The organism is Mesorhizobium sp. M1004, from assembly GCF_040318795.1.
In the GTDB taxonomy this organism is placed as follows: Bacteria; Pseudomonadota; Alphaproteobacteria; order Rhizobiales; family Rhizobiaceae; genus Mesorhizobium.
This window is the reverse complement of sequence record NZ_JAMYNB010000001.1, coordinates 651,434-672,907: the sequence shown is the minus strand read 5'-3', so window position 1 is coordinate 672,907 and position 21,474 is coordinate 651,434. Positions and strand designations below refer to the sequence as shown.

The window sequence follows — 21,474 nt, the reverse complement described above, 5'->3', positions numbered from 1 at the left end:
CTCCTCCGTCAGAATTCGGGCTTGAAGAAAGGGGCCCGAGATCACCCCTTGGTTTCGCGCAGGACGCGCGATCTTGACAGCCGCTCCTCCAGGGAGCGCCAGTAATTGCCGACCAGCAGCGAGCCGATCAGAAGCAGGCCGATGATCATGCCTTGAGCGTCGCCGCCGATCTGGTTGAGCGCCAGCACATTTCGGATGATGGCGATCAACAGCAGCGCCAGCATGACCCCCGTGAGCCGCCCCTTACCACCGAAGACGCTGACGCCGCCGAGCAGCACGATGGTGATGACATCGAGCTCCATGCCGAGCGCATTGTTGGCGCGGGCGTTGGAGAGGCGCGCGGTATAGACGATGCCGGCGATGGCTGCGACGACACCGGAGACGACGAATAGCCTCAGCACCATCTTGCGCGTGTCGATGCCGGAATAACGCGCCACTTCCGGACTGCCGCCGAGCGCGTAGATGCGCTTGCCGGTCGGCGTCTTCTGCAGCACCACCGCGAAGATCGGCGCCAGCAGCAGGAACGGCACGATGGTCCACGGGATTTGTGTGCCCGGCAGATTGCTGATGCCGAAATCGACGACCGCCGGCGGCAATATGTTGACCGAACCGGTGCCGAGCAGGATGTAGCCAATGCCCCGATAGAGCGCCATGGTGCCGAGCGTCACCACCAGCGACTGCAGCCCCAGCCCTGAAACCAGATAGCCATTGAAGGCGCCGAGCAGGCCGCCGAAGACCAGCGTCAGCGGAATGGCCGCCAGCGTCGGCACGCCGCCCTGGACGAGCAGGCCAAACACCACGGATGTCAGCGCCAGCACCGAGGCGATCGACAGGTCGATCTCGCGGGTGATGATGAGCAGCGTCATCGGCAGGATCAGCAACGCCTTTTCCGAGGCGCTTGCGGCCAATTGCGAGAGGTTGAAGCCGGAGACGAAATTCGGCACGAAGACCGCCGCATAGATAAAGACGGCGAGGCAGGCGGTCGCCAGCAGCAGATCCCAGAAGTCGATCGAGCGGATAAACTTTCTCATCTCGCCCTCGCCTGTCTCGCCTGTTCGGCGCGCCGCACGATGAAGGTGTCGATGCCGATGGCAACCAGGATCACCAGGCCATAGACGCCCTGCAGCCAGAGCGGATCGACGCGCACCAGCGTCAGCCCGTTCTTGATGACCAAGAGCGTGAGCGCGCCAAGGATGATGCCGAGCAGCGTGCCCGAGCCGCCGCGGATGGCGACGCCGCCGACCACCGCAGAGGCGATCACCGTGAGTTCGAAGCCGAGCGCGACGCGGGCATCGATGGTGGCGTAGCGCGAAGCCCACAGGGCGCCGCACAGGCCGCCTAGCAGGCCGGCCATGCCGAAGGCCAGCAGGATGCGCCGGTCGACCGGAATGCCGATCAGCCTTGCGCCGTCCGGGTTGGAACCGGTGGCAAACAGCTCGCGCCCGGTTGCGGTGCGATAGAGCAGCACATAGCCGGCGCACAGGATGACAATAGCGATGATGACGATCAGCGGCACGCCTGCGATCTTCAGCCCGGTCATGTCGAGCCAGGCTTGCGTGACTTCGTCGGCGCTGACCTGGTCGCCCGCCGCCCAGATCGAGTTGAAACCGCGGAAGATCGACATCGAAGCCAGCGTAACGACGATGGCCGGGATCTTTCCCCTGGTAACGACAAGGCCGTTGAGCAGTCCGGCAAAGCCGCCGACGGCGCAGGCGGTGATCAGGCCGATGCCGATGTCCAATCCGGGATAGGCCTGAACCATGCTGGCCGCCATATAGGCGGAGAGGCCGATCACAGCTGCGATCGACAGGTCGATGTTGCGGGTGATCAGCACCAGCATCTGCGCCAGTGCGGCGACAATCAGCAAGGCCGCGTCCATCGACACAGCGGTGAGGTTCGCCGCGCTCACCATGCGCGGGTTGATGATGGTGACCGGAATGGCGACGGCGAGCATCGCCGCAAGCAGGCCGAATTCCCGCCGCTTCAGAAAATCGAACGGTCCTTTTGCCTTTTCCTCCTCGGCGGCGCGTTCTATCTGCGCTGCCTGGCCGGCACGTTCATCGGTCCTGGTCGCCGATTCCAGTACCTTTTCCTGCGTGGCTTGCCCGCGCGAAAACTCAGCAGTCTGGCGGCCTTCGCGCAGCACGATAATGCGGTCGCACATGCCGATCAGCTCGGGCATCTCTGACGAGATCAGCAGGATCGCCATGCCTTGCGCGGCAAGGTCAGCGATCATTGCATGCACTTCCGCCTTGGTACCGACATCGATGCCTTGCGTCGGCTCGTCGAGGATGAGCACGCGCGGCTCGGTGCGCAGCCATTTGGCCAGCACCACCTTCTGCTGGTTGCCGCCGGATAACTCTTTCACCGGCTGCCCGTAGCCGGAAAAGCGCAGCTTCATGCGCTTCAGCCAGTCCGCCACCAGACCGATGGCGCGGTCGGTGCCGTAGAGACCGCGTTGTGCGGCCTTGTCGAGAACAGGTAGCACCGCATTGTCGAGGATGGAGAAATCCATCACCAGGCTCTGGCCCATGCGATCTTCCGACACATAGGCGATGCTCGCATCCATGGCGTCGCGCGCCGAGGCGAACTGCACGGGCTTGCCGTCGATCAGGATTTCGCCGGCGTCGGGCCGGTCGATACCGAACAGCACGCGCGCAATCTCGGTGCGTCCGCTGCCGACCAGGCCGCCAAGCCCCAGCACCTCGCCGGCGTGAAGCTTGAGGTCGATACCGGTAAAGCCGCCGGCGCGCGAAAGTCCCTTCCCCTCCAGCACCAGCGCGCCTGAGGCATGGCGCCGTTCGGGATAGAGGTCGGTGACTTCACGCCCGACCATCATGCTGATGGCGGCAGCACGGCCAAGCTCGGCCTTCGGCTTGACGCCGATCAGGCGCCCGTCGCGCAGCACCGCGATGCGGTCGGCGATGCGGAAGATCTCGTCCATACGGTGGCCGACGAACATCATCGCCACGCCGTGCAGCCTGAGATCGGCAACAACGGAAAACAGCCGCTCGACCTCGCGTTGCGACAATGCGGCCGTGGGTTCGTCCATGATCAGCACGCGGGCATCCAGCGACAGCGCGCGGGCGATCTCGACCAGTTGTTGTTCAGAGGTACGCAGTGTTCCCAGCCGCGTTGCCGCCGGCACATCGAGCCCGACGGTCGCCAGCACCTTGCGGGCGCCGGCCAGCATGGCGGCATTGTCGATGCCGCCAAAGCGGTCGCGCGGCATGTGGCCGAGATAGATGTTCTCCGCCACCGACAGATCGGGAAACAGGCCAGGATGCTGGTGCATGACCGCAATGCCGGCCGCCTGCGCGTCATGCGGCGAATGGAAGACGGCTGATTTGCCGTCAACCTCGACATGACCGCTGGTGGGAGAATGCACACCGGCCAGAAGCTTCACGCAGGTGCTCTTGCCGGCGCCGTTTTCGCCAAGCAGCGCCAGCACCTCGCCGGAGCGCAATTCGAAGGAGGCGTCCTTGAGCGCAATCGTGCCGCCGAAAGCCTTCGTCGCCTGAACCAGGGCAACAGGAACAGCCCGCACCACCGCAGCGTCGGCTTCGCTTTGTGTGCTCGAGTGCAGCACGTCTCCTCCCTGACTAGTTATTTTTTCAATTTGCTATATTAAATAGCGCAAAGGCGCAACGGCAAAATTGACTTCCATGGTTCCGACGCGCACTGTCGCCGCCAACATAGGCACCGCAGGGTGCGCTCGGCCGCAGGTGGTTTGCGGGCTTCGCGCCGGGAACGGGACATTTGGGGAGTGTGCGGGTTTTGTCAGGGAAAGGCAGCAATTCTGTCAAAGTTCGGCACTATAATGAGCGTTTCGTGCTCGACGCCATCCGTCGCCTCAAGGAAGCCTCCAAGTCCGATCTGGCGCGCGCGGCAAGCCTGACGCCGGCGGCCGTCGCTGCCATCGTCGACGGCCTGGAATCTTCCGGATTCGTAAAGCAAGTGGGAAAAAGGTTCGGGCAGCGCGGTTCGCCCTCCACGCTTTACCGGCTGACGCCGGAGCGCATCTACAGCGTCGGCATCAAGATCGGCCGGCGTGCGCTTGAAGCCGTTCTGGTCGACTTCGCCGGTGAAATCCGCGCAAGAGAGTCGCACGAATACCGCTTCCCCGATCCTGATTTGGTGCTGAAGGCCGGCAACATGGCGCTGGCCACCTTCGAAAAGCTGGTGGATGGGCTTGGCGATGCCAGCATCGTCGGCGTCGGCATTGCCTCACCCTATTTCCTCGGCGGCTGGAGCGAGGAACTCGGCTTTCCCGACGATCTCGGCAGCCGCTGGGAGGCGATCGACCTGACGACATGCTTTGCCACGCCGGCGAAGACGCCGGTGTTCGTGGAAAACGACGCCACGTCGGCGGCGCTGGCCGAACTTGTCCAGGGCGCCGGCGCCCGCTTTCGCGATTTCATGCACATCTCGATCGACACTTTTGTCGGCGGCGGCCTGGTGCAAGGCGGCAGGGTCCATACCGGGCCGCATGGCAACAGCGCTGCCCTCGGACCCTTGCCGGTCTCGCCCTCAAGCCTCGATTCGGTGGCGGCGAAGCCTGCGCGCTACCAGAGCCTGCTGCATCGCGCCTCGATCTATGTGCTGGTCAATCACCTGAGGTCGCGCGGCGTGGTGATCAATCGTGTGCGGGAACTCGATCCGTTGCCAGCCGAAGCGCGCGTGCCGCTGTTCGAATGGATCGACGATTGTGCGAGCGCGCTGGTCGAGGCGATCATCGCCATCACCTCCATCATCGACATCGAGGCCATCGTTCTCGACTCGATCCTGCCCAGGCCGATCCATCTCGAACTGCTGGCAAGGGTGCAGACCCAGTTCAACCAGGCCAGCGCAATCGGCATCGTGGCGCCGGAGATCGTGTCGGGGCAATTCGGCCCTGAGGCCTCCTCGATCGGCGCTGCCATGCTTCCGTTCTCGGCGCTGCTGGCGCCCGACAGCGGCGTGCTCATGATCGGCAAGGACCGGACGAAACTGCTGAGCGCTCTGTCCACGCTCGGTGGCGCCAAGGGAAACGGATCAAATCCGCCCACCGACCTGCCGGCCTGAGCGCAATGCGGCGCGCCCAACGCAGGCATCGGCCGCCCTTGCCCGCCATGGCTTGCACGCCTGCCCGCCTTCCGCTATAGAGCCGCCACCCGCGTAGACACCCTTGGAGGCAACGCGGCGGAAGGCTGCCTTCCCTTGTGATCCCGAACAAAGCTCCGCGTATGCGGTTTCTGGCATTCGGACATCCAGGCCTGGCGGCTTTCGACGTTTACGGTCCAGGCACACTGCCACCGCAAACGCTCCATAAAACGCGAAAGGAAATGCCATGAGCCACGATACTTACGAGCTCAAGGCCGAAGCGCGCGAACAGGTCGGTAAGGGGTCCGCCCGTGCAGTTCGCCGCAACGGTAAAGTGCCTGCAGTTATCTACGGCGACAGACAGCCTCCCCTGGCGATTGCGCTGAACTACAAGGACGTCTTCTACAAAATCCATGGCGGCGGGTTTTTGACCACGATCGCCACGATCGATGTCGACGGCAAGAAAATCCAGGTTCTGCCCAAGGATTTCCAGCTCGACCCGGTCAAGGATTTCCCGGTCCATGTCGACTTCCTGCGCATCGGCAAGGACACCGAGGTCAACGTCGACGTGCCCGTCCACTTCATCAATGAAGACAAGTCGCCCGGCATCAAACGCGGCGGCGTGCTCAACATCGTGCGTCACGAAGTCGAGTTCCACTGCCCGGCCAATGCGATCCCGGAATTCATCACCGTCGATCTCACCGGCGCCGACATTGGCGATTCGATCCACATCTCGGCGGTTACCTTGCCGGCCGGCGTCAAGCCGGTGATCTCCGATCGCGATTTCACCATCGCGACCATTGCCGGCTCCTCGGCGATGAAGCCGGAGACGGAAGAGACGGCGGAAGCGGCAGCCCCCGAAGCGGCGGCTCCTGCTGCCGAAGAGAAGTAATTTTCGGGCCCGGAGTTCACGATGCTTGTCTTTGCAGGCCTCGGCAATCCGGGCGCGAAATACGCTGATAACCGGCACAATGTCGGCTTCATGGCGGCGGACGCAATTGCCCGCCGCCATTCGTTTTCGCCCTGGTCGAAGAAGTTCCAGGGCCTGATCGCCGAAGGCACGATTGCCGGCGAAAAGATTCTTCTGATCAAGCCGCAGACCTTCATGAACCTGTCGGGACAGCCGGTCGGCGAAGCCCTGCGCTTCTACAAGCTCGGCCCCGAGGCGCTGACCGTCTTTTACGACGAGATCGACCTGCCGGCCGGCAAATTGCGGGTTAAGGTCGGCGGTGGCGCCGGCGGACACAACGGCATCCGTTCGCTCGACCAGCATGTCGGCAAGAACTTTCGCCGCGTGCGCATCGGCGTCGGCCATCCCGGCGTCCGGGAAATGGTGCAGTCCCATGTGCTCGGCGATTTCGCCAAGGCCGACCGCGAATGGCTGGACGTGCTGCTCGACACCATCGCCGACGATGCCGGGCTGCTGGCCAAGGGCGACGACAGTTCTTTCATGAACCGGGTGACGCTGGCCTTGCGCGACAAGCTAACGCCAACCGGCGACGACGACCGGCCGCCGCCAAAGGCGCCGAAGGCTGAGGGCCCGAAAGCTCAAAGCCACATCCGCCAGGCACGGCCACAGCAGGCGCCGGCCAAGCTGCCGGAAAGCGGCCCGATGGCCGCCATGCTGAAGAAACTGTTCGGCAAGAAGGACTGAGCGTCGACAGGATCGGGACCGCGGGGCTTGACGTTGCTCACTCCTATCGCCCATAGCCCTCATCAAATTTCTAGTTTCCCGATAGGACCGGACACATGGGTTTCAAATGCGGCATCGTTGGCTTGCCCAACGTCGGCAAGTCGACGCTTTTCAACGCGTTGACCAGGACGGCGGCGGCGCAGGCCGCCAACTATCCGTTCTGCACCATCGAACCGAACACCGGCGAGGTGGCGGTGCCTGATCCGCGGCTGCAGAAGATCGCCGCAATCGCCAAGTCTAAGGAGATCATCCCGACCCGCATCTCCTTCGTCGACATCGCCGGCCTGGTGCGCGGCGCCTCCAAGGGCGAAGGGCTGGGCAACCAGTTCCTCGCCAACATCCGTGAGGTCGACGCCATCGTGCATGTGCTGCGCTGTTTCGAGGATGACGACATCACCCATGTCGAGGGCAAAATCGACCCTGTCGCCGACGCCGATACGGTCGAGACCGAGCTGATGCTCGCCGACCTCGACAGCCTCGAGCGCCGCATCGTGCAGATCCGCAAGCGCGCCGGCAGCAAGGACAAGGAAGCAACCACCGTGCTGCCGATGATGGAGGCAGCACTCGAGCTCCTCCAGGCCGGCAAGCCGACCCGCATCCTGCTCAACGGCATTTCAGCGGAAGACCTGCGCATCCTGCAGGGACTGAACCTCTTGACCTCGCACCCCGTGCTCTATGTATGCAACGTCGCCGAAGCCGACGCCGCCACCGGCAACGAGCACACCAAAGCCGTGGAAAAGATGGCGACCGCGCAAGGCGCCGGCACCGTGGTGATCTCGGCCGCGATCGAGGCCGAAGTCGCCCAGCTCTCCGACGAGGAAGAGATGGAGTTCCTGTCCTCGCTCGGCCTCGACGAGCCTGGCCTCAACAAGGTCATCCGCGCCGGCTACGATCTGTTGCATCTCATCACCTATTTCACCGCCGGGCCGAAGGAGACGCGCGCCTGGACGATCCACAAGGGCGACAAGGCCCCGCAGGCGGCCGGCGTCATCCACACCGATTTCGAGCGCGGCTTCATCCGCGCCCAGACCATCGCCTACAACGACTACATCACGCTAGGCGGCGAAGTGGCGGCCAAGGAAGCCGGCAAGGCGCGCGACGAAGGCAAGGAATATGTGGTCCAGGATGGCGATGTCCTGCTGTTCAAGTTCAACACCTGAGACGCCGAGGCTCTCGCGGCTCGCGCGCTGACGGCGGCCGATCACGGCTTCGTCAAGTGGAGGAGCCGGCATGCCGCTTCGCTTGACTGCCCTTGGCACCGGGTCTATGGCCGTTTGCATGCGACTTGGCCGTCCCCGTGGGAACGGCGGCGCGTGCAAGACCCATCGCTATTAAACGAAACCTTGGGCTCAACCAACGGAGACCGGCGATGATCAAGGCCTTCGTCGTCGACAATGATCGCCTGCGCCTCGCCGACGATCTCGTGGCCAATGGCGATCAGGTCGTCTGGGCCGACCTTCTCAACCCGACCAAGGAAGAAGAAACAACGATCGAGACCTGGCTCGGCGTTGCCATCCCGACGCGCGAGGAGATGGAGGAGATCGAGATTTCGAGCCGCCTCTACATCGAGGACGGCGCCTACTTCATGACCGCCACCTTGCCGGCGCAGACCGAAATCGATGATCCCTTGATGTCACCGGTTACCTTTGTGCTTGCCGGCCCGAGACTGGTCACCATCCGCTATCATGAGCCGAAGGCGTTCAAGACCTTCCCCCTGCGCGCCGAGAAGGTGGCGACAGGCTGCACCACCGGCAACACCATCCTGATCGGCCTGCTGGAGGCGATCGTCGATCGCCTAGCCGATATTCTCGAACGCGCCGGCCGTGACATCGAGACGATCTCGCGCGACATCTTCGAGGCGCGGTCGACCAAGGTGAACAAGCGCAATCGCGATTTCCAGGAACTGCTCAAGGCCATAGGCCGCAAGGAAGACATTGCCTCCTCGATCCGCGACAGCCTGATCTCGCTGCAGCGCCTCACCGGCTTCCTTGCCCACGTCGCGACCCAGATCAAGATGAGCAAGGACGTCCGCGCCCGCATCAAGACAGTATCGCGCGACGTGCTGTCGCTCGCCGACCATGCCACCTTCCTGTCGCAGAAGATCTCGTTCCTGCTCGACGCGACGCTCGGCATGATCTCGATCGAGCAGAACGCCATCATCAAGATCTTCTCGGTCGCCGCCGTCATCTTCCTGCCGCCGACGCTGGTGGCTTCGATCTACGGCATGAATTTCGACGTCATCCCGGAGCTGAAATGGGAGCTCGGCTATCCCTTCGCCATCGGCCTGATGATCCTGTCGGCGATCCTGCCGTTCTGGTATTTCCGCCGCCGCGGCTGGTTGTAGGCCCAATAGAATTCGCTTGACCAAACGCCGCCCGGACGGCATCCGGATGCCCGGTGATCGTACAACCGGATTGAGATCATGACCGCAAAAAGCTGGGCCTACGAGGATTTCACCGAGGGCGCATCGATCGACCTCGGCGCCAAGCAGGTGAGTGCGGCCGAAATCATCGAATTCGCCACCGAATTCGACCCGCAGCCGATGCATCTCGACGAAGCCGCCGGCAAGGCCAGCATCCTTGGCGGCTTGGCCGCCTCCGGCTGGCACACCTGCGCGATCTTCATGCGCATGCTGTGCGACGCCTTCCTGCTCGACTCGACCGCGCAAGGCGCGCCCGGCATCGACCAGGTCAAATGGAAGAAGCCGGTGCTGGCCGGCGACACACTGGCCGGCAGCACCAGCGTGCTTGCCAGGCGCCTGTCGAAATCCAGGCCTCAGCTCGGCCTCGTCACCTTGCGCAGCGAACTGTTCAACCAGCGCGGTGAAAGCGTCTTCGAACTTGAGAACACTGTCATGTTCTTGACCCGCGAGGCCGGCGCATGAGCCTCGACGCGTTCTTCCGCATCGGCGATACCATCAACCTCGGTTCGCACACATTCGAAACCGAGGCGATCAAGGCGTTCGCCTGCAAATACGATCCACAGGTCTTTCATGTCGACGAGGAGGCGGCGAAGAAAAGCGTGTTCGGCCGCCTCTGCGCCTCAGGCTGGCACACCGCGGCCACCTGGATGAAGCTCAATCTCAAAAATCCTATGGACGCTTCTCAATGGACCGGACCCGGCCCGGTACCAGAATTCGGCCCCTCCCCCGGCTTCAGGAACCTGAAATGGCCAAAGCCGGTCTATGCCGGCGAAACCGTCACCTTCACCCGCACGGCCGTCTCCCACCGCCCGCTGGCCAATCGCCCCGGCTGGCGGCTGCTCGCGCTGCGCTCGGAAGGATTCGATTCGACGGGCGACAAGGTGCTGGAGTTCGACAGCGCGGTGCTGGTGAAGGCTGGGTAGGGCTAGGGTTTAGGCAGTAGGGATTAGGCAGCAGTGGGTGCTGCGCCTTGCACGGAATGCGGAGCTTCCTCCCTACTCCCTACTCCCTACTCCCTACTCCCTAATGCCCCTCAAACCCGATCAACGTCCGCACCGGCACGCCCAGCGCTTCGAGCTTCGCCCGTCCGCCGAGATCCGGCAGGTCGATGACGAAGCACGCGGCAAGAATATCGGCGCCGATCTGCCTCAGCAGCTTGACCGCCGCCTCCGCCGTGCCGCCGGTCGCGATCAGGTCGTCAACCAGGATCACCTTCTCGCCCGGCGCAACGCCGTCCTTGTGCATCTCCATCTCGTCCAGCCCGTATTCCAGGCTGTAGGCGACGCGTACCGTCTCGTAAGGCAGCTTGCCCTTCTTGCGGATCGGCACGAAACCGGCCGAAAGCTGGTGCGCGACCGCACCGCCGAGGATGAAGCCGCGTGCCTCGATGCCGGCGATCTTGTCGATCTTCTGCCCGGCATAGGGATGCACCAGCTCGTCGATGGCGCGGCGGAAGGCGCGCGCATTGCCGAGCAAAGTGGTGATGTCGCGAAACAGGATGCCGGGCTTGGGGTAGTCCGGAATGGTGCGGATCGCGGCGAGCAGCGTGTCTTCGAGCGAGGATTTCATGGGTCGAGATTACCTGAAACGGAGGTTGTTGCGCGACAATTGTTCGATCGAACTGCAGCCCATCAGCTTCATGCCGCGCTCGATCTCGATCCGCATCTGCTCCAGCGCCCGCTCGACGCCCGGCTGTCCGGCCGCCGCTAGCGGGAACAGGTAATAGCGGCCGACGCCAACAGCCTTGGCGCCGAGCGACAGCGCCTTCAGCACATGGGTGCCGCGCTGCACGCCGCCATCCATGATGACGTCTATTCTGTCGCCGACGGCATCGACGATCTCGGCCAACTGGTCGAACGCCGCCCGCGAGCCGTCCAGCTGCCGGCCGCCATGGTTGGACAGCACAATGCCGCTGCAGCCGATCTCGACGGCGCGCTTGGCATCCTCCACCGACATGACGCCCTTGAGACAGAACGGACCTCCCCACAGTCTGACCATCTCGGCAACATCGTCCCAGGTCATCGACGGATCGAGCATCTCGGTGAAGTAGCGGCTGATCGACATCGTGCCGCCGCCCATGTCGACATGCTCGTCGAGCTGCGGCAGCTTGAACCCCTCATGGGTGAAATAGTTGATTGCCCAGCCCGGCTTCAGCGCGAACTGCAGCATGCCGGCAAGGTTGAGCTTGAAGGGGATGGCAAAGCCGGTGCGCTTGTCGCGCTCGCGGTTGCCTCCGGTGATGCTGTCGACGGTCAGCATCATCACTTCGACTCCAACCGCTTTCGCCCGCTGCATCATCGCCCGGTTGAGGCCGCGATCCCGGTGGAAATAGAACTGGTAGACCTGCGGGCTGCTGGTGATCTTGCGCGCTTCCTCAAGACTGACAGTGCCGAGCGAGGACACGCCGAACATCGTGCCGAATTTGGCCGAAGCCTTGGCCACCGCGCGCTCGCCTTGATGATGGAACAGCCGCTGCAAGGCGGTCGGCGAGCAATAGACGGGCATGGCCAGCTTCTGGCCCATCACCGTCACCGACATGTCGATCTCGCTTACCCCGCGCAGCACGTTGGGAACGAGGTCGCAGCGCTCGAAGCTCTCGGTGTTGCGGCGATAGGTGACCTCGTCGTCGGCCGCGCCATCGATGTAGTTGAAGATTGGCCCAGGCAACCGCTGCTGGGCCATGCGCCGGAAATCGGAAAAGTTGTGACAGTCGCGTAGCCGCATCATCGATCCCAAATGCCCCTTTAGCCCGCGATCCGCCGGGCGCGCGTGCAATACCAATCGCATGGCGCCGTGCCAACGGACTTCTTACTGGACGGCTGCTGCGCCAAGATGCGAACCATGCCCGGTTTGGCAAGCAAAAAGGGCGTCCGAAGACGCCCTTTCCATTTCCGAGGAATAAGATGCGGCTTAGTGCGCCACGCCTTCCCACACCTTGCGCTTGGTCAGATACATCAGCGCCCCGAACAGAAGCAGAAACACCAGCACGCGGAAGCCGGTCTTCTTGCGGTCTTCCATATGCGGCTCGGCCGCCCACATCAGGAACGCCGAGACGTCGCGCGAATACTGGTCGATCGTCTGCGGCGAACCGTCATCGTAGGTCACCTGGCCGTCGGAGAGCGGCTTGGGCATCTTCAGCGACACGCCGGACATGAAGTATGGATTGTAGTGGGTGCCTTCGGGGATCACCATGCCGGCAGGTGGCGTCTCGTCGTAGCCGGTCAGCAGCGAATGGATGTAGTCCGGGCCGCCCTGCGCATATTGCGTGAAGATATCGAAGACGAAGCGCGGGAAGCCGCGCTCGACGCCGCGCGCCTTGGCTAGCAGCGACATATCCGGTGGGGCAGCGCCGCCGTTGGAAGCGGCAGCCGCCTCCTCATTGGCGAACGGCGCCGGGAAATGGTCGGACGGCTTGCCCGGGCGGTCGAACATGTCCCCGGCATCGTTGGGTCCATCATGGATGGTGTACTCGGCCGACAGGGACTTGATCTGCGCTTCCGAATAGCCGAGGTCCTCCAGCGTGCGGAACGCCACCAAATTCATCGAGTGGCAGGCCGAGCAGACTTCCTTGTAGACCTTCAAGCCACGCTGCAGCTGCGCCTTGTCGTAGGTGCCGAACGGACCGGCAAAAGTCCAGTCCATCTCCTTCGGCTCGTGGATCGGGAAATGCGTCGGTGCCGCCGCGTTGTGCGCCTCTTCAGCGGCGATCGCCACACTGCCGACGGCTCCGATGCCAGCGGCAAACACGCCTAGCAGGGCGAGCGAGGTGAGAATCTTTTTCATGCCAAATCCCCTTAGATTCTCACTCAGCCTTTGGTTTCCGGCGCGGCGGTCGCACCGGCCGGATGTCCCCCTCCGGCACCCTTGTTCTTCTCCAGCACCGCCTCGGTGATCGAATTCGGCAGTCTGCGTGGCGTCTCGATCAGGCCAAGCACCGGCAGGATGACGAGGAAGAAGGCGAAGTAGAACAGTGTCGCCGCTTGAGCGTAGCCAACGTAGTTGCCCGAGACCTCACCTATCAGGAGGGTCAACAGACCGCCACCTTCCGCCGGCTGCGAGCCAAGCCAGCCAAGCAGGACAGCGTCGGCGACGAACAGCCAGAAGAACAGCTTGTACCAGGGCCGGTAGACCGCCGAGCGCACCTTGGAGGTGTCGAGCCACGGCACCAGGAACAGCATGACGATGGCGCCGAACATGCACAGCACGCCACCGAGCTTGGAGTTGATCGGCCCGATGTTGAAGGTGATCGCGCGCAGGATCGCGTAGAACGGCAGGAAGTACCATTCCGGCACGATGTGGGCCGGCGTCTTCAGCGGGTTGGCGATCGTGTAATTGTCCGGATGGCCGAGAAAGTTCGGCAGGTAGAAGACGAAATAGGCGAAGAAGAACAGGAACACGATCATGCCGAATGCATCCTTGATGGTCGCATAGGGCGTAAAGGCAACGGTGTCGGTTTTCGATTTCACCTCGATGCCGGTCGGGTTCGACTGGCCGACCACATGCAGCGCCCAGACGTGCAGCACGACGACGCCGGCAATCATGAACGGCAGCAAATAGTGCAGCGCAAAGAAGCGGTTGAGCGTCGGGTTGTCGACGGCGAAACCGCCGAGCAGCAGTTCCTGGATCCAGTTTCCGACCAGCGGAATGGCGCTGAAGAAGCCGGTGATGACGGTGGCGCCCCAGAAGCTCATCTGACCCCAGGGCAGCACATAGCCCATGAAGCCGGTCGCCATCATCAGCAGATAGATGATGCAGCCGAGGATCCACAGCAGCTCGCGCGGCGCCTTGTAGGAGCCGTAATAAAGCCCGCGGAAGATGTGGATGTAGACGGCGACGAAGAAGAACGAGGCGCCGTTGGAATGCATGTAGCGCAACAGCCAACCGGAATTGACGTCGCGCATGATCTTCTCGACCGAATTGAAGGCGAGATTGGTGTCGGCGGTATAGTGCATGGCGAGCACGATACCGGTCAGGATCTGCGCCACCAGCATGATCGTGAGGATGCCGCCGAAGGTCCACGCATAGTTGAGGTTGCGCGGCACCGGATAAGCGATGAAGCTGTCATAGATCATGCGCGGCAGCGGCATGCGGGCGTCGAACCAGCGTTCGATACCGGTCTTGGGCGTATAGGTCGAGTGTCCCTCGCTCATCGAAATATCCCCTGCCTCAACCGATAAGGATTTTGGTATCGGAAATGAACTTGAATACCGGCACGGCCATGTTTTCCGGCGCCGGGCCTTTACGGATGCGGCCGGCGGTATCGTACACCGAACCGTGGCACGGGCAGAACCAGCCGCCGAAATCGCCTTCCTGGCCAAGCGGAATGCAGCCCAGATGCGTGCAAACCTGCACCATCACCATCCAGGCTTCCTTGCCGGGCGTGGTGCGGTTGGCGTCGGTCGCCGGCGCATCGGCGGGCAGATTGGCGTTGCGGGCAATAGGATCCTTGAGGTCGGCAAGGTTCACGGCCTCGCCGTCCTTCATCTCCTGCTCGGTGCGGTTGCGCACCACGACCGGCTTGCCGCGCCATTTGACGATCAGCGACATGCCAGGCGTCAGCGAGGCGACGTCGACCTCGACCGAGGCCAGCGCCAGCGTCGAGGCATCGGGGCGCATCTGGTCGATGAAGGGCCAGGCAACGGCGCCTGCGCCAACCACTGCGGCCATGCCGGTGGCGACGTAGAGAAAATCACGACGGTTGGGATCCTGGGTGTCGGTTGCGCTCACGGGTGCCTGATCCTTTCGCCTCTTCCGAGCCGGCGGCCGAGCTTTGTCCCCGCTCCATCGCGCCGGCCCGACAGCGCATGGCGAACAAGCTAGCGAATTCCTCCGGCATTTGGATTTCGGTTTATGCGTGAAGCCCGTTTTTGTCCAGCGGGCTGAGGCCACAAGGGCAGATTGTCGCGGGCGTTCCGCACGAAGAGAAATTTGACGAGCTTGGCCGAATGTAGCAATATGTCTACATCTTCCGGATGGAGGTGTTGATATGAATATCTCGACGAAGACGATAACCATCATGTCGAGCCGTGAATTCAACCAGGACACGGCGCATGCCAAACGGGCAGCCAAGAACGGGCCGGTCATCATTACCGACCGCGGCAAGCCCTCCCATGTGCTGATGTCGATGGAGGAATATCAGCGTTTAGAGAAGAAGCCGAGAAGCCTCGCGGACGCGATTGCCGATGATCGCCCCGAAGCAGATTTCGACTGGGAACCACCTCGCCTGGAAGGACCGTTTTTCAAGATTCCCGAACTCGACTGATGTTCATTCTTGACACCAATGTCGTTTCGAATCTGCGTCGTCGGGACAAGGCCGATCGCAACGTTTTGGCCTGGTCAGAGACCCACGACATCGCCAGCTTTTTCATGTCGGTCATTTCGATCCTGGAACTCGAAATCGGAACATTGCTCTTGTCGAGGAAGGATACTCGCCAGGCCACCACGTACCGTGAGTGGTTGGATCAGACACTCATTCCACAGTTTGACGACCGGATATTGAGCATAGACACGGCTGTTGTCGTGCGTTGCGCAAACCTCCACGTTCCCGATCCAAAGCCGGAGCGCCACGCCCTCATAGCCGCTACCGCGCTCGTCAAAAACTTGACAGTCGTGACTCGCAACACCAAGGATTTTGAAGGCACCGGCGTGAAGCTTTTCAACCCTTGGATACCGACGAAGGGTTAGAGGCTATGGCACACATCATCGACCGCGAGACCTGGACCAGGACGCCCGGCCGCTGGCAGGGCGAACTGCAATGCGGCGCCTACGGCTCCAACTCCTGCCTGATTTTCAACTATCAGGAAGAGATTGGCGGCGGCCCGCGCCTGCACACGCATCCCTATTGTGAGATATTCATCATCCGGCAAGGCACCGGCCTGTTCACGATCGGCGACCAGCAGATCGAGGCCACGGCCGGCCAGATCCTGATCGTGCCGCCCGATACGCCGCACAAATTCACCAATCTTGGCCCAGGCCCGTTCGAAACGACCGACATCCACGAAAACGGCAGCTTCATCACCGAATGGCTGGAATGAATTTTGCCGGCTGATGACCTCTAGCTTGCACCGAGCCTGACCAGCACGGCCCTTGGGATATCGTATTCGCGGATGACCGACTCATGCCGGCGCAGGCCGCAGAGTTCACGCTGGATGAAATAGGCGTGCACCGCTGCGGCAGCCTCCTTGAGCAGCCGCGGTCGCTGCTCCTCGTCGTCGTTGTTCTGACGGAGCTTGGCCAGCGTTTCCTCGACCCGTTGGCCGGCACGGCCGAGCGCTGCGGCCTTTTCAGCCAGTATCTCATGGCCGAGGGCGTCGAACGCGGCTTCGGCAGCCGAGGCGCCTAGGGATGGCGGATGCAGTGACATCTCAGCCTCCTTTTCTGTCTTGAGAGAGCATCATGCGGTGCGTGACGAATTCTTCGCTCACCACCGGCTGGAAACCAAGCCGTTCATAGAACCCAAAGGCTTCTTGTGGCGCGCGGGTATTCAGCACGGCAAAATGCTGACGTGCCCTGTCAATGACGGTCTCGACCAGCATGCGGCCAATGCCGCTGCGGCGATGACGCGCGCTGACGAACAGGTGCCTGACCCGGCCGTGGTCCCTGCCTTCGAAATAAGGATCGATGTTCAACCCGCACACACCAGCGAGTTCTCGGCCATGCCATGCGCCAAACAGCGCCTCGCCTCGTTTCAGGAACTTGTCGCGGCCGCCCGCCCAGCCATCCGCCAGCCGCACCAGCATCCAGTAGCCCTCCAGCCGGCTCTCCTCCTTCAGCGCGTCGAAGGCCGGCGCGGTTGGCCGCAGCCGCTTGAGGACGTAGCCGACATCAGGCGACCCTGCCATGCCCTACTCCGCCGGCCGTGTCTCTTCCAGCACGCTTTCCTCGTGGTAGAGGAAGCCGCCGGACTGCCGCTTCCACAGCCGCGCATAGAGCCCGTCGAGCGCCACCAGCTCGTCATGCGTGCCCTGTTCGACGATGCGGCCTCCGTCCAGCACCACAAGACGGTCGAGCGCGGCGATGGTCGACAGCCGGTGCGCTATGGCGATGACCGTCTTGTTCTCCATCAGCCTGGCCAGATTCTCCTGGATCGCCGCCTCGATGTCGGAATCGAGCGCCGAGGTCGCCTCGTCGAGGATCAGGATCGGCGCATCCTTGAGGAAGACGCGGGCGATCGCGACGCGCTGGCGCTGGCCGCCCGACAGTTTCACGCCGCGCTCGCCGACAAAAGCCTCGTAGCCGGTACGGTCCCGGTTATCGCGCAGGCCCAATATGAACTCGTGCGCCTCGGCCTTCTTCGCCGCCGCGATCACCTCGGCGTCAGTTGCATCCGGCATGCCGAGCTTGATGTTGTCGCGTAGCGAGCGGTGGAACAGCGCCGTCTCCTGGCTGACCACGCCGATATTGGCGCGCAGCGAGTTCTGCGTCACCTCGGCGACGTCTTGCCCGTCGATCAGGATTTTGCCGCTCTCGAGGTCGTAGAGGCGCAAGATGAGGTTGGCGAGCGTCGTCTTGCCCGCGCCCGACGGCCCGACCAGCCCGACCTTCTCGCCAGGCTTGACCACAAGGTCGATGCCATTCAGCACGCCAAAACCCTTGCCGTAGTGGAACTCGACATTCTTCACCTCGATGCGGCCGCCGGCGACGACAAGCTCTTTCGCATCCGGCGCATCGACAAGGCCAAGCGGCTGCGAGATCAGCGCCTTGGAGTTTTCCAGGACGCCGAGATTTCGCAATATGCCGTTGAGCTGCATCATCACGCGCCCGAGCAGCATGTTGAGCCGCAAGACCAGCGACAGCGTGAACGCGACGGCGCCGACGGTGATCGACCCTTCGACCCAGAGATAGACGGCAAAGCAGCCAATCGCGGTGATCATGATGCCCGACAGCGTCGTCAGCGCCATGCGCACGCCGGTCAGCCGGCGGGTGAAGGGCCGTAGTGCATCGAGATAGATGTCGAAGCCGTTCTTGATGTAGCGGTCGTCGCCGTCGGCCGAGAATAGCTTCAGCGTCTGCACGTTGGAATAGGAATCGATGATGCGCCCATTGATCATCGAGCCCGCTTCAGCCGTGGCCTCGGCATGCCTGCGGATCGAGGGCAGATAGAGCTTGGCCAGCCAGGCGAAAGCGAGAATCCAGATCACCACCAGCACGGCCAGGCGCAGATCCAGCCCGGCGACCAGCGCCAAGGTCGTCACCGTATAGATGAGCATGAACCAGATGACCTCGATGAAGCTCTCCATCAGGTCGCCGGTCGCCTGCCCCGCCTGCCAGACTTTTGTCGCGATACGGCCGGCGAAATCGTTCTGGAAGAAAGTGTAGGACTGGCGCGATACGTGCCGGTGCGCCTGCCAGCGCACCAGATTGTAGAAGCCCGGCGTAATCGTCTGTTCGTTGACCAGCGCCGACAGGCCGACGACGACGGTGCGGATGACCAGCACCACTGCGATCATGAAAACAAGCTCAGGCCCGGCGGCGGTCCACAGCGCGTGCCAGCTGCGCTCGCCAGGAAGCTGGTCGAGAATATCGACCAGCCGCCCGACGAAGTAGAAAAGCCCGGCCTCGATCAGCGGCGCGATGCCGCCGATGACAAGCATGGCGAAGAAGGCGAACTTCGCCTGGCCGACATAGTGCCAGAGGAAGCCGCCGACGCTTGACTGCGGCCGAAGGTCCGCCGGCTCCCTGAACGGATAGACCCAGTTCTCGAACCAGCGATAGACGGCTGTCATCATGCTGACGTCATCACTCTGCGGCTTCACCCTTCACGCCGATGTCGTTGGCAACAGCGTCATTGGCGGCATCGACCGGACCGTCGTCGAGCAGGAACCCGCCCGACTGGCGCTGCCAGAGCTGCGCGTAGAGCCCGCCGCTGGCGACGAGTTCCTCGTGCGACCCCTCCTCGATGACACGGCCCTTGTCGAGGACGACGAGCCTGTCCATCGCCGCGATGGTCGACAGCCGGTGCGCAATGGCGATGACGGTCTTGCCTTGCATGAGCTTGTAGAGATTCTCCTGGATGGCGGCCTCGGCTTCGGAATCCAGCGCCGACGTCGCTTCGTCAAGGATAAGTATCGGTGCGTCCTTCAACATAACGCGAGCAATGGCGATGCGTTGCCGCTGGCCGCCGGACAATTTGACGCCGCGGTCGCCGACATGAGCGTCGAGCCCTTTACGTCCGGTGTGATCCGAAAGCCTGCCGATAAACTCCAGCGCCTCGGCCCGCCCGGCTGCCTCGACAACCATTTCCTCCGTCGCATCGGGCCGCCCGTAAGGATATTGTCGCGCACAGAACGATGCAGCAGCGAAGTGTCCTGCGTCACCATGCCGATCTGCGCGCGCAGCGAATCCTGCGTCACCGAAGCGATCTCCTGGCCGTCGATCAGGATCCGGCCGTTCTCGAGGTCGTAGAACCGCAACAGGAGATTGACCAGCGTCGACTTGCCCGCGCCCGAGCGCCCGACAATGCCGACTTTCTCGCCGGGCTTCACCGTCAGCGACAGGTTCTCGATGACGCCCTTCTGCTTGCCATAGTGGAAACGAATGTCGTCGAAGCGGATCTCGCCCTTGGTGACGGCAATGTCCTTCGCCCCCGGCCGGTCTTCGACCAGGCGCGGCAGCGAGATCGAGGCGATACCGTCTTGCACCGTGCCGATGTTCTCGAACAGGCTCGACATTTCCCACATGATCCACTGCGACATGCCCCACATACGGAGCACGAGGCCGATGACCACGGCGACGGCGCCGATCGTCACCGCCTGGCCGAGCCACAGCCACAGCGCCGTCGCCGTCACCGAAAACAGGAGCAGCGCGTTGAGGATATAGAGCAGGCCGTAAAGCACCGTCACCAGCCGCATCGACCGGTAGACCGTGTCGAGGAAGCCTGCCATGCCTTCTTTGGCGAACGTTGCTTCGCGCCGTGCATGGGAAAACAACTTGACCGTCTGGATGTTGGTGTAGCTGTCAACGACGCGGCCGGTCATAGTCGAGCGCGCATTGGCCTGCGCCTCCCCGACCTTGCCCAGCTTCGGGATGATATAGCGCAACAACCCGATATAGCCGAGCAGCCAGACGCCGAGAGGTGCCGCCAGCCGCAAGTCGGCCGAGCCGACGATGAACAGCATGCCGAGGAAATAGACGATTACGTAATTGAGCACCTCGATCACCTTGATGACGCATTCGCGCACGGCGAGTGCCGTCTGCATCAGCTTGGTGGCGATGCGGCCGGCGAATTCGTCCTGGTAGAAGCTCATCGACTGCTTCAAGAGATAACGATGCACCTGCCATCGGATGCGCATGGGGTAGTTGCCCATCAGCGTCTGCTGGTTGAGCAAAGAATGCAGCCATACTGTACCTGGCAGCGCGAACAGCACGACGAAGGCCATGCCGGCGAGCTTCCAGCTCTCGGTCTGCAGGAAGGTTTCGCGGTTCTGCCCGGACAGCCAGTCGACGATGTGGCCCATGAAGCCGAACATCCACACTTCCGCGATGGCAATCGCCGTCACCAGCACCGCGTCGAGGATGATGTATGGCCAGGCGCCGCGGGTATAATGCACGCAGAAGGCAACCAGCGTCTTCGGCGGCTCGACCGGTTCCGCTGCGGGGAACGGATCGAGCCTTCTTTCAAACCAGCTAAACATAGTGATGCTCACAACACTTTTGTCCGCTCATGCGGCGCGGGAAAAATCCCCGGGGCGCTCCGCGTCCCCAGACCGTACGTCGGCGGGGACCGACGGCCCGGAATCACCCGGGCCATCGGTCCTGCTTCGCGCAATATAGGGATTTGCGGGCTTTTCACCGACAGAAGCCTTCGACTGAGCTGACGGCACGCCGCCGCCAGTCCGGTTTTTCGCGCCCGGCCGGATCAGCCGGATGATCCGGCGCACCAGCGACGGCCGGCTGTGGTCGGGAACCGCACGCGAGAAATCGACATCCGGCAACATGCCGCGATGCGGACGCCGGCGCGTCTCGGCATGAACCGCCGACGAATAGGTCTCGCCGACTAGCAACGCCCAGGTCGCCGTCTTGCGTTCGTGCAGGCTTCTTGAACCAGGTATCTTATAGGGATCGAACATCGGTCCGTCCTCCGTGTGAAAATAGACATAAAAAGGCGAAGCAATGTCGTGCGCCGGCCTTCGGCCGGAGGCACGGATTGCATCCGTCGGGACACGAGGATAGGCCTCGGTCGCGACATGCTCAGCTGGGGCGCTTGGCCCCTTTGACCGTTTGAAAAACATCGCAGGATTCCTTCGAGAGCCGAAAATTGGGTTCGGCGGGAATCGGT

Annotated in this window: 21 protein-coding genes and 1 pseudogene; 10 read left to right on the top strand and 12 right to left on the bottom strand. The window is 62.7% G+C overall.

What is annotated here, in order from left to right; genetic code table 11:
• Positions 1–41: 41 nt before the first annotated feature.
• Together NKH54_RS03245 and NKH54_RS03240 are read right to left on the bottom strand one after the other, a co-directional pair.
• On the bottom strand, positions 42–1,031 hold the full coding sequence (locus NKH54_RS03245; protein ID WP_353027707.1) for an ABC transporter permease: 990 nt from the start codon (positions 1,029–1,031) through the stop codon (positions 42–44).
• A complete protein-coding gene (locus tag NKH54_RS03240) occupies positions 1,028–3,589 on the bottom strand; it encodes an ATP-binding cassette domain-containing protein (protein WP_353027706.1) in 2,562 nt (853 codons plus the stop codon). The genes NKH54_RS03245 and NKH54_RS03240 overlap by 4 nt, the downstream gene beginning before the upstream one ends.
• A 242-nt stretch (positions 3,590–3,831) precedes the next feature.
• On the opposite strand from NKH54_RS03240, the gene NKH54_RS03235 reads away from it, so the two are divergent.
• The 7 genes from NKH54_RS03235 (at position 3,832) to NKH54_RS03205 (ending at position 10,120) form a co-directional block, all read left to right on the top strand.
• A complete protein-coding gene (locus NKH54_RS03235; RefSeq protein ID WP_023701572.1) occupies positions 3,832–5,064 on the top strand; it encodes an ROK family transcriptional regulator in 1,233 nt (410 codons plus the stop codon).
• A 265-nt stretch (positions 5,065–5,329) separates the two neighbouring features.
• Complete coding sequence (locus NKH54_RS03230) at positions 5,330–5,974, top strand: 50S ribosomal protein L25/general stress protein Ctc (protein ID WP_023686131.1); 645 nt, start codon at positions 5,330–5,332, stop codon at positions 5,972–5,974.
• A gap of 21 nt (positions 5,975–5,995) precedes the next feature.
• Positions 5,996–6,736: an aminoacyl-tRNA hydrolase gene (gene pth / locus NKH54_RS03225; protein ID WP_023701571.1), complete on the top strand. Its 741-nt coding sequence runs from the start codon at positions 5,996–5,998 to the stop codon at positions 6,734–6,736.
• Positions 6,737–6,831: 95 nt separating this feature from the next.
• Entirely contained in the window at positions 6,832–7,935 is a 1,104-nt protein-coding gene (ychF, locus tag NKH54_RS03220) for a redox-regulated ATPase YchF (protein WP_023701570.1), read from the top strand.
• A 209-nt stretch (positions 7,936–8,144) separates the two neighbouring features.
• Positions 8,145–9,119, top strand: a complete 975-nt coding sequence (corA, locus tag NKH54_RS03215; protein WP_023701569.1) for a magnesium/cobalt transporter CorA — start codon at positions 8,145–8,147, stop codon at positions 9,117–9,119.
• A gap of 78 nt (positions 9,120–9,197) precedes the next feature.
• Positions 9,198–9,659, top strand: a complete 462-nt coding sequence (locus NKH54_RS03210; protein ID WP_023670033.1) for a MaoC family dehydratase — start codon at positions 9,198–9,200, stop codon at positions 9,657–9,659.
• Positions 9,656–10,120, top strand: a complete 465-nt coding sequence (locus NKH54_RS03205; protein ID WP_023748156.1) for a MaoC family dehydratase — start codon at positions 9,656–9,658, stop codon at positions 10,118–10,120. Before NKH54_RS03210 ends, NKH54_RS03205 begins: the two co-directional genes overlap by 4 nt.
• Before the next feature lie 100 nt (positions 10,121–10,220).
• Here NKH54_RS03205 and NKH54_RS03200 read toward each other — a convergent pair whose 3' ends face one another.
• The 5 genes from NKH54_RS03200 to petA form a co-directional block, all read right to left on the bottom strand.
• Positions 10,221–10,766 carry an adenine phosphoribosyltransferase gene (locus tag NKH54_RS03200; protein WP_013529989.1) on the bottom strand — a complete coding sequence of 182 codons (546 nt, stop codon included), beginning with the start codon at positions 10,764–10,766 and terminating at the stop codon, positions 10,221–10,223.
• 9 nt (positions 10,767–10,775) lie between these two features.
• A complete protein-coding gene (locus tag NKH54_RS03195; protein ID WP_023821603.1) occupies positions 10,776–11,921 on the bottom strand; it encodes an alpha-hydroxy acid oxidase in 1,146 nt (381 codons plus the stop codon).
• A gap of 186 nt (positions 11,922–12,107) precedes the next feature.
• Positions 12,108–12,980: a cytochrome c1 gene (locus NKH54_RS03190; RefSeq protein WP_023670029.1), complete on the bottom strand. Its 873-nt coding sequence runs from the start codon at positions 12,978–12,980 to the stop codon at positions 12,108–12,110.
• A gap of 23 nt (positions 12,981–13,003) precedes the next feature.
• Positions 13,004–14,347 (bottom strand): cytochrome b, encoded by a 1,344-nt coding sequence (locus NKH54_RS03185; protein WP_023683697.1) that lies wholly within the window; start codon positions 14,345–14,347, stop codon positions 13,004–13,006.
• Positions 14,348–14,363: 16 nt separating this feature from the next.
• Positions 14,364–14,924 (bottom strand): ubiquinol-cytochrome c reductase iron-sulfur subunit, encoded by a 561-nt coding sequence (petA, locus tag NKH54_RS03180; protein ID WP_023670027.1) that lies wholly within the window; start codon positions 14,922–14,924, stop codon positions 14,364–14,366.
• Positions 14,925–15,183: 259 nt separating this feature from the next.
• Between petA and NKH54_RS03175 the strand changes: the two genes are divergently transcribed.
• From NKH54_RS03175 to NKH54_RS03165, 3 genes are read left to right on the top strand one after another with little or no spacing between them, the layout of a single operon-like run.
• Positions 15,184–15,459 carry a type II toxin-antitoxin system Phd/YefM family antitoxin gene (locus NKH54_RS03175; protein WP_023701566.1) on the top strand — a complete coding sequence of 92 codons (276 nt, stop codon included), beginning with the start codon at positions 15,184–15,186 and terminating at the stop codon, positions 15,457–15,459.
• The gene (locus NKH54_RS03170) at positions 15,459–15,881 is read left to right on the top strand and encodes a type II toxin-antitoxin system VapC family toxin (protein ID WP_352594782.1); all 423 of its coding nucleotides are present in this window, start codon (positions 15,459–15,461) and stop codon (positions 15,879–15,881) included. Before NKH54_RS03175 ends, NKH54_RS03170 begins: the two co-directional genes overlap by 1 nt.
• A gap of 5 nt (positions 15,882–15,886) precedes the next feature.
• Positions 15,887–16,231 (top strand): cupin domain-containing protein, encoded by a 345-nt coding sequence (locus tag NKH54_RS03165; protein WP_023701564.1) that lies wholly within the window; start codon positions 15,887–15,889, stop codon positions 16,229–16,231.
• Between the two features lie 20 nt (positions 16,232–16,251).
• Here the strand turns inward: NKH54_RS03165 and NKH54_RS03160 are convergent, their stop codons facing one another.
• The 5 genes and pseudogenes from NKH54_RS03160 to NKH54_RS03140 form a co-directional block, all read right to left on the bottom strand.
• Positions 16,252–16,560, bottom strand: a complete 309-nt coding sequence (locus NKH54_RS03160; protein ID WP_023701563.1) for a DUF6665 family protein — start codon at positions 16,558–16,560, stop codon at positions 16,252–16,254.
• A gap of 1 nt (position 16,561) precedes the next feature.
• On the bottom strand, positions 16,562–17,038 hold the full coding sequence (locus NKH54_RS03155) for a GNAT family N-acetyltransferase (RefSeq protein WP_352594779.1): 477 nt from the start codon (positions 17,036–17,038) through the stop codon (positions 16,562–16,564).
• Between the two features lie 3 nt (positions 17,039–17,041).
• Positions 17,042–18,925, bottom strand: coding sequence for an ABC transporter ATP-binding protein (locus NKH54_RS03150; protein ID WP_353027705.1), 1,884 nt, complete (start codon positions 18,923–18,925; stop codon positions 17,042–17,044).
• Between the two features lie 10 nt (positions 18,926–18,935).
• Positions 18,936–20,830 (bottom strand): annotated as a pseudogene (locus NKH54_RS03145) (ABC transporter ATP-binding protein).
• Between the two features lie 27 nt (positions 20,831–20,857).
• Positions 20,858–21,265 carry a hypothetical protein gene (locus NKH54_RS03140; protein WP_353027704.1) on the bottom strand — a complete coding sequence of 136 codons (408 nt, stop codon included), beginning with the start codon at positions 21,263–21,265 and terminating at the stop codon, positions 20,858–20,860.
• Between the last annotated feature and the right edge of the window lie 209 nt (positions 21,266–21,474).